General features: G+C 56.5%; 20 protein-coding genes. 10 read left to right on the plus strand and 10 right to left on the minus strand.

The window, feature by feature from the left end:
• Positions 1-9: 9 nt before the first annotated feature.
• The 3 genes from secF to SOM40_RS04780 all read left to right on the plus strand — a co-directional run bounded on the left by secF (position 10) and on the right by SOM40_RS04780 (position 2,194).
• Positions 10-981, plus strand: coding sequence for a protein translocase subunit SecF (gene secF / locus SOM40_RS04770; protein ID WP_320530618.1), 972 nt, complete (start codon positions 10-12; stop codon positions 979-981).
• Between the two features lie 141 nt (positions 982-1,122).
• Positions 1,123-1,488 (plus strand): VOC family protein, encoded by a 366-nt coding sequence (locus tag SOM40_RS04775; RefSeq protein ID WP_106992124.1) that lies wholly within the window; start codon positions 1,123-1,125, stop codon positions 1,486-1,488.
• 25 nt (positions 1,489-1,513) lie between these two features.
• Positions 1,514-2,194: a helix-turn-helix transcriptional regulator gene (locus SOM40_RS04780; protein ID WP_261641880.1), complete on the plus strand. Its 681-nt coding sequence runs from the start codon at positions 1,514-1,516 to the stop codon at positions 2,192-2,194.
• 157 nt (positions 2,195-2,351) lie between these two features.
• On the opposite strand, the gene SOM40_RS04785 is transcribed toward SOM40_RS04780, so the two are convergent.
• Positions 2,352-3,236: a nucleoside-specific channel-forming protein Tsx gene (locus SOM40_RS04785; protein ID WP_320530619.1), complete on the minus strand. Its 885-nt coding sequence runs from the start codon at positions 3,234-3,236 to the stop codon at positions 2,352-2,354.
• A 262-nt stretch (positions 3,237-3,498) separates the two neighbouring features.
• Positions 3,499-4,038 carry a SadB/YajI family lipoprotein gene (locus SOM40_RS04790; protein WP_166181705.1) on the minus strand — a complete coding sequence of 180 codons (540 nt, stop codon included), beginning with the start codon at positions 4,036-4,038 and terminating at the stop codon, positions 3,499-3,501.
• Positions 4,039-4,191: 153 nt separating this feature from the next.
• Between SOM40_RS04790 and nrdR the strand changes: the two genes are divergently transcribed.
• The 5 genes from nrdR (at position 4,192) to thiL (ending at position 7,801) form a co-directional block, all read left to right on the plus strand.
• A complete protein-coding gene (nrdR, locus tag SOM40_RS04795; protein ID WP_032616812.1) occupies positions 4,192-4,641 on the plus strand; it encodes a transcriptional regulator NrdR in 450 nt (149 codons plus the stop codon).
• A 4-nt stretch (positions 4,642-4,645) separates the two neighbouring features.
• Positions 4,646-5,749 carry a bifunctional diaminohydroxyphosphoribosylaminopyrimidine deaminase/5-amino-6-(5-phosphoribosylamino)uracil reductase RibD gene (ribD, locus tag SOM40_RS04800; protein WP_312188053.1) on the plus strand — a complete coding sequence of 368 codons (1,104 nt, stop codon included), beginning with the start codon at positions 4,646-4,648 and terminating at the stop codon, positions 5,747-5,749.
• A gap of 90 nt (positions 5,750-5,839) precedes the next feature.
• Positions 5,840-6,310: a 6,7-dimethyl-8-ribityllumazine synthase gene (gene ribH / locus SOM40_RS04805; RefSeq protein WP_012016288.1), complete on the plus strand. Its 471-nt coding sequence runs from the start codon at positions 5,840-5,842 to the stop codon at positions 6,308-6,310.
• Between the two features lie 21 nt (positions 6,311-6,331).
• Positions 6,332-6,751, plus strand: a complete 420-nt coding sequence (gene nusB / locus SOM40_RS04810; protein ID WP_106992129.1) for a transcription antitermination factor NusB — start codon at positions 6,332-6,334, stop codon at positions 6,749-6,751.
• Between the two features lie 78 nt (positions 6,752-6,829).
• Positions 6,830-7,801 carry a thiamine-phosphate kinase gene (gene thiL, locus SOM40_RS04815; RefSeq protein ID WP_320530620.1) on the plus strand — a complete coding sequence of 324 codons (972 nt, stop codon included), beginning with the start codon at positions 6,830-6,832 and terminating at the stop codon, positions 7,799-7,801.
• 106 nt (positions 7,802-7,907) lie between these two features.
• Here the strand turns inward: thiL and SOM40_RS04820 are convergent, their stop codons facing one another.
• From SOM40_RS04820 to xseB, 4 genes are all read right to left on the minus strand, one after another.
• Positions 7,908-8,882, minus strand: coding sequence for an aldo/keto reductase (locus SOM40_RS04820; RefSeq protein WP_106992131.1), 975 nt, complete (start codon positions 8,880-8,882; stop codon positions 7,908-7,910).
• Between the two features lie 65 nt (positions 8,883-8,947).
• On the minus strand, positions 8,948-10,810 hold the full coding sequence (dxs, locus tag SOM40_RS04825) for a 1-deoxy-D-xylulose-5-phosphate synthase (protein ID WP_320530621.1): 1,863 nt from the start codon (positions 10,808-10,810) through the stop codon (positions 8,948-8,950).
• 24 nt (positions 10,811-10,834) lie between these two features.
• Positions 10,835-11,734 (minus strand): (2E,6E)-farnesyl diphosphate synthase, encoded by a 900-nt coding sequence (ispA, locus tag SOM40_RS04830; protein WP_142488423.1) that lies wholly within the window; start codon positions 11,732-11,734, stop codon positions 10,835-10,837.
• Positions 11,735-11,977, minus strand: coding sequence for an exodeoxyribonuclease VII small subunit (gene xseB / locus SOM40_RS04835; protein WP_032616819.1), 243 nt, complete (start codon positions 11,975-11,977; stop codon positions 11,735-11,737).
• 192 nt (positions 11,978-12,169) lie between these two features.
• Here xseB and thiI point away from each other — a divergent pair, with 192 nt between their 5' ends.
• On the plus strand, positions 12,170-13,618 hold the full coding sequence (gene thiI, locus SOM40_RS04840; protein ID WP_106992794.1) for a tRNA uracil 4-sulfurtransferase ThiI: 1,449 nt from the start codon (positions 12,170-12,172) through the stop codon (positions 13,616-13,618).
• Between the two features lie 96 nt (positions 13,619-13,714).
• On the opposite strand, the gene yajL is transcribed toward thiI, so the two are convergent.
• On the minus strand, positions 13,715-14,308 hold the full coding sequence (yajL, locus tag SOM40_RS04845) for a protein deglycase YajL (protein ID WP_225759408.1): 594 nt from the start codon (positions 14,306-14,308) through the stop codon (positions 13,715-13,717).
• Positions 14,271-15,182 (minus strand): 2-dehydropantoate 2-reductase, encoded by a 912-nt coding sequence (gene panE / locus SOM40_RS04850; protein ID WP_262672432.1) that lies wholly within the window; start codon positions 15,180-15,182, stop codon positions 14,271-14,273. Before panE ends, yajL begins: the two co-directional genes overlap by 38 nt.
• A 129-nt stretch (positions 15,183-15,311) precedes the next feature.
• Here panE and SOM40_RS04855 point away from each other — a divergent pair, with 129 nt between their 5' ends.
• Positions 15,312-15,803, plus strand: coding sequence for a YajQ family cyclic di-GMP-binding protein (locus SOM40_RS04855; protein ID WP_106992136.1), 492 nt, complete (start codon positions 15,312-15,314; stop codon positions 15,801-15,803).
• Positions 15,804-15,832: 29 nt separating this feature from the next.
• On the opposite strand, the gene SOM40_RS04860 is transcribed toward SOM40_RS04855, so the two are convergent.
• Both SOM40_RS04860 and cyoE read right to left on the minus strand, forming a co-directional pair.
• A complete protein-coding gene (locus tag SOM40_RS04860; RefSeq protein WP_225759406.1) occupies positions 15,833-17,194 on the minus strand; it encodes an MFS transporter in 1,362 nt (453 codons plus the stop codon).
• A 147-nt stretch (positions 17,195-17,341) separates the two neighbouring features.
• On the minus strand, positions 17,342-18,229 hold the full coding sequence (cyoE, locus tag SOM40_RS04865) for a heme o synthase (RefSeq protein WP_106992138.1): 888 nt from the start codon (positions 18,227-18,229) through the stop codon (positions 17,342-17,344).
• Between the last annotated feature and the right edge of the window lie 3 nt (positions 18,230-18,232).

The following is an 18,232-nucleotide window of genomic DNA, read 5'->3' on the forward strand; positions in this document are numbered from 1 at the left end:
GAGTGCGTTGTGGCACAGGAATATACTGTTGAACAATTGAACTACGGCCGTAAAGTCTGGGACTTTATGCGCTGGGACTACTGGGCCTTCGGCATTTCAGGTTTTCTGCTGATTCTGTCCATCGCCATTATGGGCGTGAAGGGCTTTAACTGGGGGCTCGATTTCACCGGCGGTACGGTAATTGAGATTAGCCTGGAAAAACCGGTCGATATGGACCAGATGCGTGAGTCGCTGCAGAAGGCGGGCTTTGAAGAGCCGCTGCTGCAGAACTTCGGCAGCAGCCGCGACATCATGGTGCGTATGCCGCCGGTTCATGATGCCAACGGCAGCCAGGAGCTGGGCAGCAAGGTTGTTAACGTGATTAACGAAACAACCAGCCAGACCGCAACCGTTAAGCGTATTGAATTCGTCGGCCCGAGCGTGGGTGCGGATCTGGCCCAGACCGGTGCGATGGCACTGCTGGTGGCGCTGATCTCCATCCTGGTGTATGTCGGTTTCCGCTTCGAGTGGCGTCTGGCGGCCGGGGTGGTTATCGCCCTGGCGCACGACGTGGTGATCACCATGGGCGTTCTGTCGCTGTTCCATATCGAGATCGACCTGACCATTGTGGCCTCGTTGATGTCGGTTATCGGTTACTCGCTGAACGACAGTATCGTGGTATCGGACCGTATCCGTGAAAACTTCCGTAAGATCCGTCGCGGTACGCCGTACGAGATCTTTAACGTGTCGTTGACCCAGACGCTGCACCGTACCTTGATCACCTCCGGGACCACCCTGATGGTGATCCTGATGCTGTATCTCTTCGGCGGCCCGATTCTGGAAGGCTTCTCGCTGACCATGCTGATCGGTGTTTCCATCGGTACGGCTTCATCCATCTACGTCGCGTCCGCGCTGGCACTGAAACTTGGCATGAAGCGCGAACACCTGCTTCAGCAGAAAGTAGAAAAAGAAGGGGCGGATCAGCCGTCCATTCTGCCGTAAGGCATTGTCTGATGCGTGACGAAATCCCGGTCTTATGGCCGGGATTTTTTTTGCCTGCTCCTGACAAACACTCCTGACAGTATGCTGTCAGGAGGCCTGGCGTAGACTCCTTCTGAACCTAAACAACAGGCAGGAGGATGTATGAAAAGTGTGATTAACTGGTTTGAAATTCCGGTCGCTGATATGGATCGTGCCATCAAATTTTACGAGCCGGTGCTGCAGGTGACGCTGAAGCGCGAGCAAATGGACGTTGCCGAGCTGGCCATTTTCCCCCATGAGGATCCGGCCACCGGCGGCGCGCTGGCAAAATTTGACGGCATTACACCCTCGTCGCAGGGCGCTATTATTTACCTGCATACTGACAACCTTGCGGCCACGCTGGATCGCGTTTCGTCTGCTGGCGGCGCATGCGTGTTTGGCCCACTTGAGCTGCCGCGCGGTATTGGCACCATCGCGCTGTTTACCGACAGCGAAGGCAACCGGGTTGGACTTCATCAACCCGCCTGATATTCACCTGTAAAGCGAAGAACCGATGACCCGACGCGCCGACCGTTTGTTCCAGATTGTGCAGATCCTGCGTGGCAGGCGGCTGACGACCGCAGCGCATCTGGCGGACAGGCTCGGCGTGTCGGAACGCACGGTCTATCGCGATATCCGGGATCTGTCGCTCTCTGGCGTGCCGGTGGAAGGGGAGGCGGGAAGCGGGTATCGCCTGATGTCGGGCTTCGACCTGCCGCCGCTGATGCTGACCAACAAGGAGTCCGAGGCGCTGATGGTGGCGATCCGCCTGCTGAAAACCTGGGGCGGGGAGTCGCTGTCGCGTGAGCTGGAATCGGCCCAGGAAAAGGTGCTGGCGATCCTGCCGGAGGAGAGCCGTCGCAAGGCCGAGCAGACCCGGATCTACGCCCCGGACATTGCCCTTCAGCCGCACTCCCGCAGCGGCTTCGATGTGATCCATCAGGCGATCTCCGCTCAGCGGGTGCTGGGGTTGCACTATCGGGATGAGAGCGGGCAGTTATCCTCCCGGGACGTTCAGCCGCTGGGGTTGTTCTTCTGGGGCGAGCACTGGCTGCTGGCGGCCTGGTGCGAACGGCGTGATGACTACCGCTGTTTCCGGCTCGACAGGTGTCTGAATATCACGATGGCGGACAGACGCTTTAGCGAAAGCGCGGAGCGTTCGCTGGCGGATTTTTTGAGGAAGGTGAAGCAATAAGATGCCGGCTAGCGGCTACGCCTTACCCGGCCTACGGTAAGTGCGGCCTGATGCCCTCACCCCGACCCTCTCCCACGGGAGAGGGCGCAAACATAAAAAACGGCAACCCGAAGGTTGCCGTTTTGCTTTTATTTCGCCACCCGGCACAACTACAGGATTAGAAGTTATAACCCACAACCAGGTAACCACCCCAGCCGGTAGAACGGACGCTGAAGTCACCGTCGCCGAAGTTCAGGCTGGCGTCGTCGTTCCACTGGCCACCGTTGTGCCAGTAACGCGCCACAACAGAGTAGTGCCAGTGATCGTAGTTCAGCGCCAGGATGTGGCTGGAGGCGATGGAGTCATTGGTGCGCGCTTTCTTACCGTTCAGGTCACGGAAGTCGTCGTTGCCCAGGTCTGAACCCCAGTCAAAGTTGGTGAAGCCGATGTAGCTCAGGTTGCCGCCCCACAGCTGGGTGATTGGCACAAAGTATTTCACTTTGAAACGGTAGCCATCCCACTCGTTTTCGTTCGCTGCACCGTAGTTCTGCCACTGGTATTTGGCATACACGTTCATGGACAGGCTCATCGGCAGACCGGTGTCGATATCAGTCCCCAGACCCATGTACCAGGTGCTCTGACGACCAGACTTGTTTCGGCCCATGTCGTAGATGTAGTTGTTTGCGACGTACCACTCTTTGAACGGACCAAACGCCAGGCTGGTGCCGGTCAGTTTATCGATGGAGAAGCGCGGTTCGATCTCCATGAACAGTGGGGAACCGTGGTTCCAGATACCTTTCGCATCAGTGTTACCACCGAAGAAGACCGGTGCATCCATGTAACCATAGAAATCAAACCAGTCTTTCTTGGCGAACGCTTCGTATTCCAGGTAGGTATCGTTGCGGATCTGCGGTCCAAAACGGGTGTGGTAGCTGCCCACAACGTTAACGCTCTGGTGCCACCAGTCGGAAACGTATTCTGGTTTATCGTTTTCTGCTGCCTGCACAGAGAAAGTTGAAGAAAGTGCCAGCGCTGCACCGGCTGCCAGTAATGTTTTTTTCATAATGATGCCACTGATTTGAAATCCCTTACGGGAGTGAAAAAGGCGCGAATTGCGTTTCTAAATATTTCGTATTTCTGGGAGCCTATTATAGGAATCCTTGCTCACAAAAATATGTGTTGTTTCACAGTTCTCTCACATACGTAATCGATTGCGTTCACGTTTGCGTATTTTTAACGGAGCGGATTGTAATAGCAAACATTTCTGTTGCCAATGTTTGTAAATAAAGAGGGGAGCGGAACGTGTAACACGTTCCGCAGGGGGATTATTGCGCGACGGGCTGAATATCGTGGATACGGATGAAACCGAGCTGATCGGGGGTCAGGCCATTTAGCTGAAGCGGAATGTCGACATCGCTCGGTGCCAGCACGCTGGCCGGAGCATTAATTAGCTGGGTCTGGACGTTCACTTCCTGGAAGCTGTCGGTCGTGCCCTGGATCTGGCCCCACTCCACGGTGGCGCTGAATGCCGGCAGCGGATCGTTTGATTCCCCCTGGATACGCAGCGTGGCGCGGGTACCGTCGGCGTTCGGCGCCGCGTTCACCAGTGACATCTTCAGCGTACCAATCTGGCTGTTCAGCCGGGCAGGGGTATTTGACCCTGGCAGCAGATAGACGCCGCTGGTCGATTTGGCGTTCAGCGCATTCTGCTGAGTGATCTTGACGGTTTCCTGGTTGAGCTTGTTCATAGTGGTATTCAGTGAACTGATGCTCTGATTCATCTGGCGCACTTCGCTTTGCTGGGCGCAGGCGCTGAGGCTAAAAAGGCTTCCCAGCAGCAAAACATGTAGGTAACGTCTTGTCATGGCAATTATTTCCCTGAAATAACGGATTCTGCTAAGGGTAGTCAACGACGCTGCCCCGCGTATAGATCCTTTATCTCAAAAACGCTCCTTCTTTGTTGTCAGCCCAGTTCAGGGTAAAATGGAGCTCAGTCAACCCGATAGCCAGGACACCGTATGCATTGCCCATTCTGTCTCGCCGTGGATACCAAAGTAATCGACTCCCGCCTCGTGGGAGAGGGCTCATCCGTACGCCGCCGTCGTCAGTGCCTGGTGTGTAACGAACGTTTCACCACCTTTGAAGTGGCAGAACTGGTGATGCCCCGCGTCGTAAAAAGTAATGACGTCCGCGAACCCTTCAACGAAGAAAAGCTGCGCAGCGGGATGCTAAAAGCACTGGAAAAACGGCCAGTCAGCGCAGATGACGTCGAAATGGCGCTTAATCACATCAAAACTCAGCTGCGTGCCACCGGCGAGCGTGAGGTGCCGAGCAAAATGATCGGCAACCTGGTGATGGAACAGCTTAAAAAGCTCGATAAAGTCGCCTATATCCGCTTTGCCTCTGTTTACCGCAGTTTCGAAGACATTAAAGAGTTCGGGGAAGAGATCGCCCGCCTACAGGATTAAGCATATGCAGGATGAGATTTACATGGCGCGAGCGCTGAAGCTGGCGCAGCGCGGTCGTTTTACGACCCATCCCAACCCCAATGTCGGCTGCGTTATCGTTAAAGATGGCGAGATCGTCGGGGAAGGTTTTCACTATCGTGCCGGTGAGCCGCATGCTGAAGTGCATGCCCTGCGTATGGCCGGCGAGAAGGCGCGCGGCGCCACCGCCTACGTCACGCTGGAACCCTGCAGCCATCATGGGCGTACGCCGCCGTGCTGCGATGCGCTGATAGCGGCCGGTGTCTCCCGGGTTGTCGCGGCCATGCAGGATCCTAACCCACAGGTCGCCGGTCGCGGCCTGTATCGCCTGCAGCAGGCGGGGATTGAGGTCAGCCACGGCCTGATGATGAGTGAAGCCGAGCGCCTGAATAAAGGCTTCCTCAAGCGGATGCGTACCGGTTTTCCCTATATTCAATTGAAGCTGGGCGCCTCGCTGGATGGCCGCACGGCGATGGCCAGCGGCGAAAGCCAGTGGATCACCTCCCCGCAGGCAAGGCGCGATGTGCAACGTCTGCGCGCGCAAAGCCATGCTATTCTCACCAGCCATGCCACCGTTTTGGCCGACGATCCGGCATTGACCGTGCGCTGGGATGAGCTGAATGCCGACACCCAGAAATTGTACCCGCAAGAGAATTTGCGCCAGCCGCTGCGCATTGTGGTCGACCGGCAGAACCAGGTTACCCCTGAGCACCGCATTGTGCAGCAGCCCGGGGAAACCTGGTTTGCCCGCACTCAGGAAGATGAGCGCAGCTGGCCCGAAGGCGTACGCAGCATTCTGGTGCCGGAGCACAATGGGCACGTGGATTTAGTGGTGCTGATGATGTTGCTGGGCAAACAGCAGATCAACAGTATCTGGGTAGAAGCGGGCCCGACGCTGGCCGGCGCGCTGTTGCAGGCCGGGCTGGTGGATGAGCTGATTGTCTATCTGGCGCCTAAACTGTTAGGCAGCGACGCCCGCGGCTTGTGCGTGTTACCAGGGCTGGAAACGCTGGCGGATGCGCCAGCATTTAACTTTAGCGAGATACGCCCGGTTGGACCGGATCTCTGTCTCCACCTGACCACCGCGTAAGGCTTGCCTAAATAGGGAAGCAGTGCGCAAAATATTATGATAAAATCCGCCCCCCTGCGGGGCCACCAAATGAACCCGTTAAGGAAGAGTATGAACATTATTGAAGCAGCCGTTGCTACCCCGGACGCTCGCGTCGCCATCACCATTGCGCGTTTCAACAACTTCATCAACGACAGCCTGCTGGATGGTGCGATTGACGCCCTGAAACGTATCGGCCAGGTGAAAGACGAAAACATTACCGTTGTCTGGGTTCCGGGTGCTTACGAACTGCCACTGGCAGCGGGCGCACTGGCGAAAACCGGCAAATACGATGCGGTAATTGCGCTGGGTACAGTGATTCGTGGCGGTACCGCGCACTTTGAATATGTGGCCGGTGGCGCAAGCAACGGTCTGGCGCACGTGGCACAGGAAGCAGAAATTCCTGTCGCGTTCGGCGTACTCACCACTGAAAGTATTGAACAAGCCATCGAACGTGCTGGCACCAAAGCCGGTAACAAAGGTGCAGAAGCTGCACTGACCGCGCTTGAAATGATCAATGTATTGAAAGCCATCAAGGCCTGATTTTTTTGTAAGGGGAATTCCGTGAAACCTGCTGCTCGTCGCCGCGCCCGTGAATGTGCCGTTCAGGCACTTTACTCCTGGCAGTTGTCCCAGAACGACATCGCTGATGTTGAATACCAGTTCCTGGCGGAACAAGACGTCAAAGACGTTGACGTCGTGTACTTCCGTGAACTGCTGTCGGGAGTGGCGACTAATAGCGCGTATCTCGACGGTCTGATGAAGCCGTACCTGTCCCGTCTGCTCGAAGAGCTGGGTCAGGTTGAAAAAGCGGTGCTGCGTATCGCCCTGTTTGAACTGGCTAAACGTGATGATGTGCCTTACAAAGTGGCCATCAACGAAGCGATCGAGCTGGCGAAAACCTTCGGTGCTGAAGACAGTCACAAATTTGTGAATGGCGTGCTGGATAAAGCTGCACCTGCGATCCGTCCCCGTAAAAAGTGATCCGCAAGCCGGAGTTTCGTATCGCCTTTGGGCGGTGCGGGCTCCGGTTTTTTTATTTTCTTTGCTGAGGCATAACGCATGGCATGTGGCGAGTTTTCCCTGATTGCCCGTTATTTTGACCGAGTCAGAAGCTCGCGTCGTGATGTGGAAACCGGCATCGGCGACGACTGTGCACTTCTCAATATCCCCGAAAAACAGACGCTGGCAATCAGCACCGACACCTTAGTGTCTGGTCACCATTTTCTGCCGGATATCGATCCTGCCGATCTGGCCTATAAAGCGCTGGCGGTGAACGTGAGCGATCTGGCGGCGATGGGGGCCGATCCGGCGTGGTTAACGCTGGCTCTGACCCTGCCAAAAGTCGATGAAAGCTGGCTTGAGGCCTTTAGCGACGCGCTGTTTGAACAGCTTAACTATTACGATATGCAGCTGATCGGTGGCGATACTACCGCCGGTCCGCTGTCGATGACCCTGGCGATCCACGGCTATGTGCCTAATGGACGCGCACTCAAACGGTCTGGCGCGAAACCGGGCGACTGGATTTACGTCACCGGTACACCAGGAGATAGCGCCGCGGGCCTGGCAATCTTGCAGAATCGCTTAACCGTAGAGCGTGCAGATGACGCGGCCTATTTTGTGCAACGCCATCTGCGCCCGACGCCGCGCATTCTGCACGGCCAGGCACTGCGCGACCGCGCCAGTTCAGCTATCGATCTCTCGGATGGCCTGATCTCCGATCTGGGCCATATCCTGAAAGCCAGCGGCGTGGGGGCGCGGATCGATCTCGATCTGTTCCCGCTATCTGAGGCGATGCGCAGGCATGTTGAGCCTGAGCAGGCGCTGCGCTGGGCGCTCTCCGGCGGCGAAGATTATGAGCTGTGCTTTACCGTGCCTGAGCTGAATCGCGGGACGCTGGATGTGGCGTTAGCCAATCTGGGCGCCGGGTTTACCTGCATCGGCCAGATCATGCCGGAAAGCGAAGGGATGCAGTTCGTGCAGAACGGCTCGCCGGTGACGCTCGACTGGAAAGGGTACGATCACTTCGCGTGATGTTAGCATTGTGCGGTTTGTGCCGGGGGCGCTGCGCTTGCCCGGCCTACAACACTATGCACGCTTCGTAGGCCGGGTAAGGCGAAGCCGCCACCCGGCTTTTTTATTACTTAAATCCCACCACCGGATGCTGCTTGTACGGCGTCTCCAGTTCGGCAATCTGTTCCGGCGTCAGGGTGATATCCACGGCGTTGATCAGCTCATCCAGTTGCTCTTCGCGCGAGGCACCGATAATCGGTGCGGCAACCCCTCGTTTACTTAACACCCACGCCAGCGCCACCTGGGCGCGCGTCACGTCGAGCTCCTCAGCAATCCTCGCAACACGTTCGGCAATTTGCGCGTTGTTAGCTTCGGTTTCCTCATACAGCGTTTTACCAAACTCATCCGATACCGAGCGGGCCGTGGTTTCGCCCCACGGACGGGTTAACCGCCCGCGTGCCAGCGGACTCCACGGGATCACCGCCACGCCGTGCTGATAGCACAGGGGCAACATCTCGCGCTCTTCTTCGCGGTAGATCAGGTTGTAGTGATCCTGCATGGTGACAAACGGCGCCCAGCCGTGCTGTTCCTGCAGCGCCAGGGCTTCGGCAAACTGGGCGGCGTGCATTGACGAGGCGCCGATATAGCGCGCTTTACCCGCTTTGACCACGTCATTCAACGCTTCCAGCGTCTCTTCAATCGGCGTGTTGTAATCCCAGCGGTGGATTTGCAGCAGATCGACATACTCCATGTTCAGGCGTCGCAGGCTGTCATCAATAGAGCGCAGGATCTGCGCCCGGGAGAGGCCTTCTGCCAGATCGCCTGTCTGATGGTAAACCTTGGTGGCGACCACCACCTCTTCACGGCGGGCAAAGTCGCGCAGGGCCTGGCCGACGATCTCTTCGCTGCTGCCGTCGGAGTAGCTGTTAGCGGTATCAAAGAAGTTAATGCCGCCTTCGAGGGCGTGTTTGATGATTGGGCGGCTGCTCTCTTCCGGCAACGTCCAGGCGTGCTTACCCCGGTCCGGCTCGCCAAAGGTCATGCAGCCCAGGCAAAGTCGGGAAACCTTAAGATCTGTTTTTCCTAATATATTGTATTGCATGGTTCCACTCCTGCTGATTACTTAAAACGTACCGTTAAGCATAGCAGGAGCGGAAAGGGGAGGGATTATGCCAGCCAGGCGGTGATGCGGGCTTCGATACCTGCAGCGTCCAGACCGATGTCGGCGCGCGCTTCGTCCTGGGTACCCTGCGGGATAAAGTAATCCGGCAGGCCAAGGTTCAGCACCGGCACGACTTTACGTTTCGCCATCAGCACTTCGTTCACACCGCTGCCTGCGCCACCCATAATGGCATTTTCTTCCAGGGTGATCAGGGCTTCATGCTGCGATGCCATCTGCAGAATCAGGGCTTCATCCAGCGGCTTCACAAAGCGCATATCCACCAGCGTCGCGTTAAGGGATTCCGCCACTTTTGCCGCTTCCGGCATCAGCGTACCGAAGTTCAGGATCGCCAGCTTTTCACCGCGACGTTTGACGACGCCTTTACCAATCGGCAGTTTTGCCAGCGGCTCCAGGGTGACGCCCACGGCGTTACCGCGAGGATAACGCACGGCGGTAGGGCCATCCTGATAGTGATAGCCGGTGAAGAGCATCTGTCGGCATTCGTTCTCGTCGCTTGGGGTCATCACCACCATATCCGGGACACAGCGCAGGAAGGAGAGATCGAACGCCCCCTGGTGCGTCTGGCCATCGGCGCCGACAATACCCGCCCGGTCAATGGCGAACAGCACCGGCAGTTTCTGAATGGCGACATCGTGGATCACCTGGTCATAGGCGCGCTGCAGGAAGGTGGAGTAGATCGCCACTACCGGCTTGTAACCGCCAATTGCCAGGCCTGCGGCAAAGGTCACCGCATGTTGCTCGGCGATGGCAACATCAAAATATTGCGTCGGATATTTGCGGGAAAACTCGACCATCCCGGAGCCTTCGCGCATCGCCGGGGTCACGGCCATCAACTTGCTGTCTTTGGCGGCGGTTTCACACAGCCAGTCACCGAAGATTTTTGAATAGCTCGGCATCCCGCCGCTGCTTTTTGGCAGGCAGCCGCTGGTCGGGTCGAATTTAGGCACCGCGTGGAAGGTGATCGGATCTTTTTCGGCCGGTTCGTAGCCCCGGCCTTTTTTGGTCATGATGTGCAGGAACTGCGGGCCTTTCAGGTCGCGCATGTTTTTCAGCGTCGAGACCAGGCTCAGCACGTCGTGCCCATCTACCGGGCCGATGTAGTTAAAGCCCAGCTCTTCAAACAGCGTGCCCGGCACCACCATGCCTTTGATGTGCTCTTCGGTGCGCTTCAACAGCTCTTTGATCGGCGGTACGCCGGAGAGAACTTTTTTACCGCCTTCGCGCAGGCTGGAGTAGAGCTTGCCCGAAAGCAGATTCGCCAGGTGGTTATTCAGCGCCCCGACGTTTTCGGAAATCGACATCTCGTTATCATTGAGTACCACCAGCATGTCGGGTTTGATATCGCCCGCGTGATTCATCGCCTCAAAGGCCATCCCGGCGGTGATCGCGCCATCGCCAATGACGCAGACGGTGCGGCGCTGTTTGTTCTCTTTTTCGGCGGCAACGGCAATACCGATCCCGGCAGAAATGGAGGTGGAAGAGTGACCGACGCTCAGCACGTCGTATTCGCTCTCGCCGCGCCACGGGAACGGATGCAGGCCGTCTTTCTGGCGAATGGTGCCAATTTTATCACGACGACCGGTGAGAATTTTGTGCGGATAAGCCTGATGACCCACGTCCCAGATCAGCTGATCGAAGGGCGTGTTATAGACATAATGCAGCGCCACGGTGAGTTCCACCGTGCCAAGCCCGGAGGCGAAATGGCCGCTGGAGCGGCTGACGCTGTCGAGCAGATAGCGACGCAGTTCATCGCACAGCTTCGGCAGGCTCTCTTTCGGCAACAGACGTAACTCCTGGGTGGAGTCAACCAACGCCAGTGTCGGGTATTTGGCAATATCAAAACTCATCAGAGACTCATCGTGGTGTTTTCGTTATTTATCACGCTGGATTATATAGTCCGCTAGCGCTTCCAGTGCCGAGGTGTCCAGTGACTGCGCGGCCAGTTGCTCTAGCGACTGACGGGCATCCGCAATCAGGTCCCGGGCTTTTTGTTGGGCTTGCTCAAGGCCCAGAAGGGCGGGATAGGTACTTTTGCCAAGCTGCTGATCGGCACCCTGACGTTTACCCAATGTTGCAGTATCGCCCACGACATCCAGAATGTCATCCTGAACCTGGAAGGCTAAACCGATACTTTCTGCATAACGATCCAGAACCGGCAGGGCTTTGCGACCCTGCTCACCCGCGCTCAGTGCGCCCAGACGAACGGCTGCACGAATCAACGCCCCGGTCTTGTGGCGATGAATTCGCTCCAGCTGTTCCAGATTAACCTGACGGCCTTCTGCTTCCAGATCCAGCGCCTGACCGCCGCACATACCGGCAACGCCGCTGGCCATTGCCAGCTCGGAGACCATCGCCAGACGATCGCGATCCGCCACTTCCACCATCGGCGCATCGCTCAGAATCGAGAACGCCAGGGTTTGCAGGGCATCGCCCGCCAGAATGGCATTCGCTTCGCCAAATTTAATGTGGCAGGTCGGCTGACCGCGACGCAGATCGTCGTCGTCCATCGCCGGCAGATCGTCGTGGATCAGCGAGTAGGCGTGAATACACTCGACCGCAGCGGCTGGCGCATCCAGCGTATCGGCGCTGATGCCGAACATTCCACCGGTGGCATACACCAGAAAAGGACGCAGGCGTTTACCGCCTAACAGTGCGCCATAATGCATGGCCTCAACCAGTGGAGTGTTCTGAAAAGGCTGGGGAGCGATAAAACGGCGCAGTGCGTCGTCAGCACGCCCGACGCACGCCTGAAGCTGGTTCGAAAAGTCCATCTACTCGGCATCCGGTGTGAAGGGGGTCGTGGCGGCATCTTCGTTATCGGAAAGCAGGATCTGCACGCGTTGTTCCGCCTGTTGCAGCTTAACCTGGCCCTGGCGCGCCAGCTGCACGCCGCGTTCGAATTCATTAAGCGCCTCTTCTAACGGCAGGTCGCCGCTTTCCAGACGGGTAACGATTTGCTCCAGTTCACTCAGCGCAGTTTCGAAACTGGCGGGTGCATCGTTTTTCTTCGGCATAGTGAATGTCTGACTCTCAGTTTTTTATCCCTGATATGGTATCGGACTCAGGGTAATTATCAAATAACGCGCAATGTGCGCAGGAGCCACGCGATGGTGGTATACTTCCGCGCCTGGATGCAGCCCTGGAAATGTGGGCTGCTGTACTTTTCCATTACAAGCCTTATCGCTTGCCAAAGAAACATTGCCGCCATGAAGTTTATCATTAAATTGTTCCCTGAAATCACCATCAAAAGCCAATCTGTGCGTTTGCGCTTTATTAAAATTTTAACCGGGAACATTCGTAACGTTCTGAAGCACTACGACGAGACGCTGGCCGTCGTGCGTCACTGGGATCATGTTGAAGTCCGCGCTAAAGATGAAAACAAGCGCCTGGACATTCGTGATGCCCTAACCCGTATTCCGGGGATCCACCATATTCTGGAAGTGGAAGATGTTCCTTTCACCTCCCTGCACGACATCTTCGAAAAAGCGCTGGCGCAGTATCGCGATCAGATCGAAGGTAAAACCTTCTGCGTGCGCGCCAAGCGTCGCGGTAAGCATGAGTTTAGCTCCATTGAAGTTGAACGCTACGTCGGCGGCGGGCTGAATCAGCACGTTGAGTCTGCGCGCGTGCGTCTGACCAACCCGGAAGTGACCGTTAATCTGGAAATCGAAAACGACCGTCTGCTGCTGGTGAAAGGCCGCTATGAAGGTATCGGCGGTTTCCCAATCGGTACCCAGGAAGACGTGCTGTCGCTGATTTCCGGCGGTTTCGACTCCGGTGTTTCCAGCTATATGCTGATGCGTCGCGGCTGCCGCGTGCACTACTGCTTCTTCAACCTCGGCGGCGCGGCGCATGAAATCGGCGTGCGTCAGGTGGCTCATTATCTGTGGAACCGCTTCGGCAGCTCCCACCGCGTGCGTTTTGTGGCGATCAACTTTGAGCCGGTGGTTGGCGAGATCCTCGAAAAAGTCGACGACGGCCAGATGGGCGTGGTGCTGAAGCGCATGATGGTACGTGCAGCCTCGAAAGTGGCTGAGCGTTATGGCGTGCAGGCGCTGGTCACCGGCGAAGCGCTGGGCCAGGTCTCCAGCCAGACCCTGACCAACCTGCGTCTGATCGACAACGTCTCGGATACATTGATCCTGCGTCCGCTGATCTCCCACGATAAAGAGCACATTATCGATCTGGCGCGTGAGATCGGTACCGAAGACTTCGCCCGCACCATGCCGGAATACTGCGGCGTGATTTCCAAGAGCCCGACCGTGAAAGCAGTGAAGGCGAAGATCGAAGCGGAAGAAGAGAACTTCGATTTCAGCATCCTTGAGAAAGTGGTGGCTGAAGCGTCCAACATCGATATCCGTGAAATCGCCCAGCAGACCGAGCAGGAAGTTGTGGAGGTCGAAACCGTCAGTGGTTTCGGCCCGGACGATGTGCTGCTGGATATTCGTTCGATTGACGAGCAGGATGCGAAGCCGTTTACGCCGGAAGGTGTGGAAGTGGCATCAGTGCCGTTCTACAAGCTGAGCACCAAATTTGGCGATCTGGACAAGAACAAAACCTATCTGCTCTGGTGCGAGCGCGGGGTGATGAGCCGTCTGCAGGCGCTCTATCTTCGCGAGCAGGGCTTTACCAATGTGAAGGTGTATCGCCCGTAGTTAAAATGCCCGGCGGCGCTGCGCTTGCCTGGCCTACAGGTTCGTGCTCTTTGTAGGCCGGGTAAGGCGCAGCCGCCACCCGGCTTTTTTTACGCATTACGCTTCGTAATAGTTATAGATCCCCGCCGCCATCACCAGCGAAGAGGCCACTTCATAGGCTTTTTCGCGCCCGACCAGCAGCTCGATAATCTTCAGTGCAAAATCAATCGACGTGCCCGGCCCCTGGCTGGTGAGCAGGTTTACGCGTGGATCCCAGACCATACGCTTATCCACCCACTGCTCTTCGGGGATCTTATCCTTCAGCGTTGGGAAACCGGTCATATTGCCAATCGGGAAGATATTGTGCGGCACCAGCACCGTGGCGGCGGCCGCGCAGATGGCGGCGACGATGCGCCCGGAATGGTGGAACTGCCTGACGGTTTCGACCAGCAGGGGGCTGTCACGGAAGCACTCCGCGCCCTTGATACCGCCCGGGAGAACGATCACGTCGTAATCACCGTCGGCCACCTCTACCAGCGGGGCATCTGCCACGAGCTTTACCCCACGCGAGCAGGTGATGATCAGATTGCCATCGCTGGCGACGCTCGCTGTCGTGACGTTAATCCCGGCGCGAACCAGCAGATCGATCGTAGTGACCGCTTCGGTCTCTTCGCTACCAGGGGCGAGGCATACCAGTGCCGACGCGCTCATACTCACTCTCCTTACGTTTAACCTGTTCGTACAGACGGACATTTTCCGGCACGCTGATACCGTGTGCGCGGGCGCGTTTTAGCAGGTAACCGGTAATGTAATCAATTTCGGTATGCCGGAGCCCGCGGATATCCTGCAGCATCGAAGAGATGTTCTGGGCGGTGCGCTCTATGACCTCGTCAACGTAATAGCGAATATCGTCCACCGAGGTGTGGATGCCCTCGCGCTCCACGACGGCCGCGACCTCTGCACACAGCGTGGCGATGGTCTGCGGATGGTTTTTAAGCTCACCGTTTGGACAATCCAGCAGGGCGGTCAGCGGATTAATCACGCAGTTTACCGCCAGCTTGCGCCACATCTGTGGGCGGATGTTATCGTGCCAGGCGACATCCGGCAGTACCTGCTGGAAACGATCCGCCAGATAACTGTAGTCCCCCTCCTGCGCTCTGGCCGGGCCGATGTGGGTCATCCCGCTGGCGACATGAACAATCACATTACCGTCACGGCGGGCCGCATGGGTGGTGATGGCCATCAGCAGCGGCTGGGGAACGCTTTTAAGCTCTTCAATGGTCCCCATCCCGTTATGAAGCAACATTATCGGTGACGTAGGGGGAAGGGTGGACGCCAGCGTCCGCACGGCATCAGAGACCTGCCAGGCTTTCAGGGTGACGAGCAAAAGATCGCTTTGGGCCAGGAAATCCGGATCGTTGGCGATAAGAGATTCGTTAAAGATACTCCCGTCTTCTTCAATCAGGTTTACACTGCAATAGGGCTGTGGCACGCGCATCCAGCCCTGGACTTCGTGTCCCTGTTTGCAAAGTGCGGCGAGCCAAAGTTGTCCCAGTGCCCCGCATCCGAGCACGGTAATTTTCATCGTTCCTCCTCACCTGCAACTGCGCCAGGTGTTACAACATGTAGTATAGCGTCGACAACTAAGCTTCTGTTGAGTTATGCCCCGTAGCGGGTATTATGCAACGCAACAAAAGTGAAGGGAGAAGAAAAGATGCCATCTTTCGATATTGTTTCCGAAGTTGATATCCAGGAAGTACGTAACGGCGTGGACAATGCCAGCCGTGAAGTTGAGTCACGTTTCGATTTTCGTGGCGTTGAGGCTAGTTTTGAGCTGAACGACGCAAATAAGACCATTAAGATCCTGAGTGAGTCCGATTTCCAGGTCACCCAGCTGCTGGACATTCTGCGTGCCAAGCTGTTGAAGCGCGGCATCGAAGGGACCTCCCTCGATGTGCCGGAGACCTTCGTTCACAGCGGCAAAACCTGGTTTGTCGAAGCCAAACTGAAGCAGGGCATTGAGAGCGCGATGCAGAAGAAAATCGTTAAGCTCATCAAAGACAGCAAGCTGAAGGTGCAGGCGCAGATTCAGGGCGAAGAGATTCGTGTTACCGGGAAATCCCGCGACGATCTGCAGGGTGTGATGGCGCTGGTGCGTGGCGGCGATCTCGGCCAGCCGTTCCAGTTCAAAAACTTCCGCGATTAAGAAAAAGCCCGGCGATGCCGGGCTTTTTTTCAGGCTTTAAGCGCCTGCTCAACTTCAAAGCGGTTTGTCACTTTACTGTCGATTTTAACGTACAGACTGCGCTCTTCCGGCACCAGTAATACCTCACTGACGCCCTCTTTGGCTTCAAGACGCTGTTTTAAGCCCTCACTCACCTCCACATCATGCGGAATTTCCACCCGCAGGCTGCTGACGTAACGTGGCTCTTTCATGGTGCTGGCCACCAGCAGCCAGACCGTTGCCAGCAGCGCGCCCGCCAGGAATACGGTTTGTGAATCGAACATGCCATCGACCCAGCCACCCAGCGCGCCGCCGATGGCCACGCCGATAAACTGGCTGGTGGAGTAGATCCCCATCGCCGTGCCTTTATAGCCTGCCGGAGACTCTTTACTGATTAACGATGGTAACAGGGCTTCCATCAGGTTGAAGGCGAGGAAGAAGAGCTGCACGCCCGCGACCAGCTCCCAGAAGTGCGGGCCGGAACCCCAGAGCACGATTTCGGCGATCAGCAGCAGGGCAACGCAGCCCAGGAAGACGCGCTTCATCCGGCGCTTCACTTCGGCGTAGATGATAAACGGCACCACGGAGACAAAAGAGATAAGCATGGTGAAGAGGTAGATTTTCCAGTGCTCAGCCGCCGGAAAACCGGCTGCGGCCAGCTGCCCGGGCAGGGCGACGAAGGTGGACATCAACAGAATATGCAGGCACATGATGCCGAAGTTGAGCTTCAGCAAACGCGGTTCGACCAGCACCTTGCTGAAGCAGCCTTTAACCATCCCCGATTCGCGGTTCAGCACATGATTTTTGCTGTCGGGCACCACCCAAATCGTCAGTGCGATGCCGACGGTTGCCAGCACGGCGATCATCCAGAAGAGGGCGTTTAACCCGAGCGCATGGGTAATGATTGGACCCAGCACCATCGCGATAGCAAAGGTGACGCCGAAGCTGACACCAATAAAGGCCATCGCTTTGGTACGGTTCTGTTCGCGGGTTAGATCCGACAGCAGCGCCATGACGGCGGCGGCGATGGCGCCGGAGCCCTGCAACGCACGACCGAGAATAATGCCCCAGATAGAGTGGGAGAGGGCGGCGATCACGCTACCGGCAACAAACACCAGTAGCCCGCCGACAATCAGCGGCTTACGACCGACACGATCGGAGAGCAGGCCAAAGGGGATCTGAAAGACCGCCTGCGCCAGGCCATAAATACCGATGGCAAGACCAATTAACGCCTCGCTTGCTCCCTGTAATACCATGCCGTATGTGGTCAGAACGGGCAGGACCATAAACATGCCGAGCATACGCAACGAAAAAACCGTGCCCAAACCCCAGGTGGCGCGTAGCTCGCCCGGCGTCATTTTATAATCGTTCATTACCACCTCAAATCAAAAGCAGGCATTAGTGTAGTGCGGGGAAGGGGCGGGGTAAACAACCTGTTATTTAACAAATATTACATGCGTTATTAATAGATTTTATGAATAAAAAAGGGTGCCGAAGCACCCTTTTTATTTGACCACATCTTACCAGACGTAAGTCAGCAGATTATGTGAATCCGGCACCATAAAGTCGACGGACATCATCACCGACAGAGACGTGATAGCGACAATTGAGAACACAAACAGTTTGCGTGCCCAGACTTTGTCGTCTTCCACTTTATAACCCCGCAGTGCCATACCGAGCCACCAGACGCTCACCGCCGCAGCAACCACCAGATATTTGTACCCAGCGTAACCGCCCAGTGAGAGCATCAGCGTAGCAACCGCAAAGGCAATGATGTAGAGCGTGATATGGTTCTTGGCAACGGAAATGCCTTTCACCACCGGCAGTACCGGAATGTTCGCTGCCTGATAATCCTTAAAGCGGAAAATCGCAATGGCGTAGGAGTGCGGCATCTGCCACAGGCTAAAGATAGCCAGCAGGATCAGCGCACCGCTGTCGAACTCATTGGTGACCGCGCAGTAGCCAATCACCGGCGGCGCAGCGCCGGAGAGTGAACCAATCAGCGTACCGTAGACGGAGTGACGTTTCATATACAGGCTGTAGACGCCCACATACACCACGAAACCCATCACCCCCAGCCAGCAGGCCAGAGGGTTGGCGCCGAACCACAGCAGCATAAAGCCAGCAATACCCAGCAAGGTGGCGTACACCAGCGAGACGGCAGGGGACATCAGGCCTTTTACCAGCACCCGATTTTTTGTCCTTTCCATCTTCCTGTCGATATCCCTGTCGATGTAGTTGTTAAATACACAACCGGACGCAACAACCAGTGACACCCCAACCAGCGTGTAGATAAAGAGGGTGTAATCGATGCTGCCTTTCGAGGCCAGCAGGAACCCTCCGATCACCGAGATCAGGTTGCCAAAGATGATGCCAGGTTTTGTGACTTGCAGGTATTGCTTAAACATACT

This window comes from Leclercia sp. CFBP8987 (assembly GCF_034044995.2).
Taxonomy (GTDB): Bacteria; Pseudomonadota; Gammaproteobacteria; order Enterobacterales; family Enterobacteriaceae; genus Enterobacter; species Enterobacter tamurae.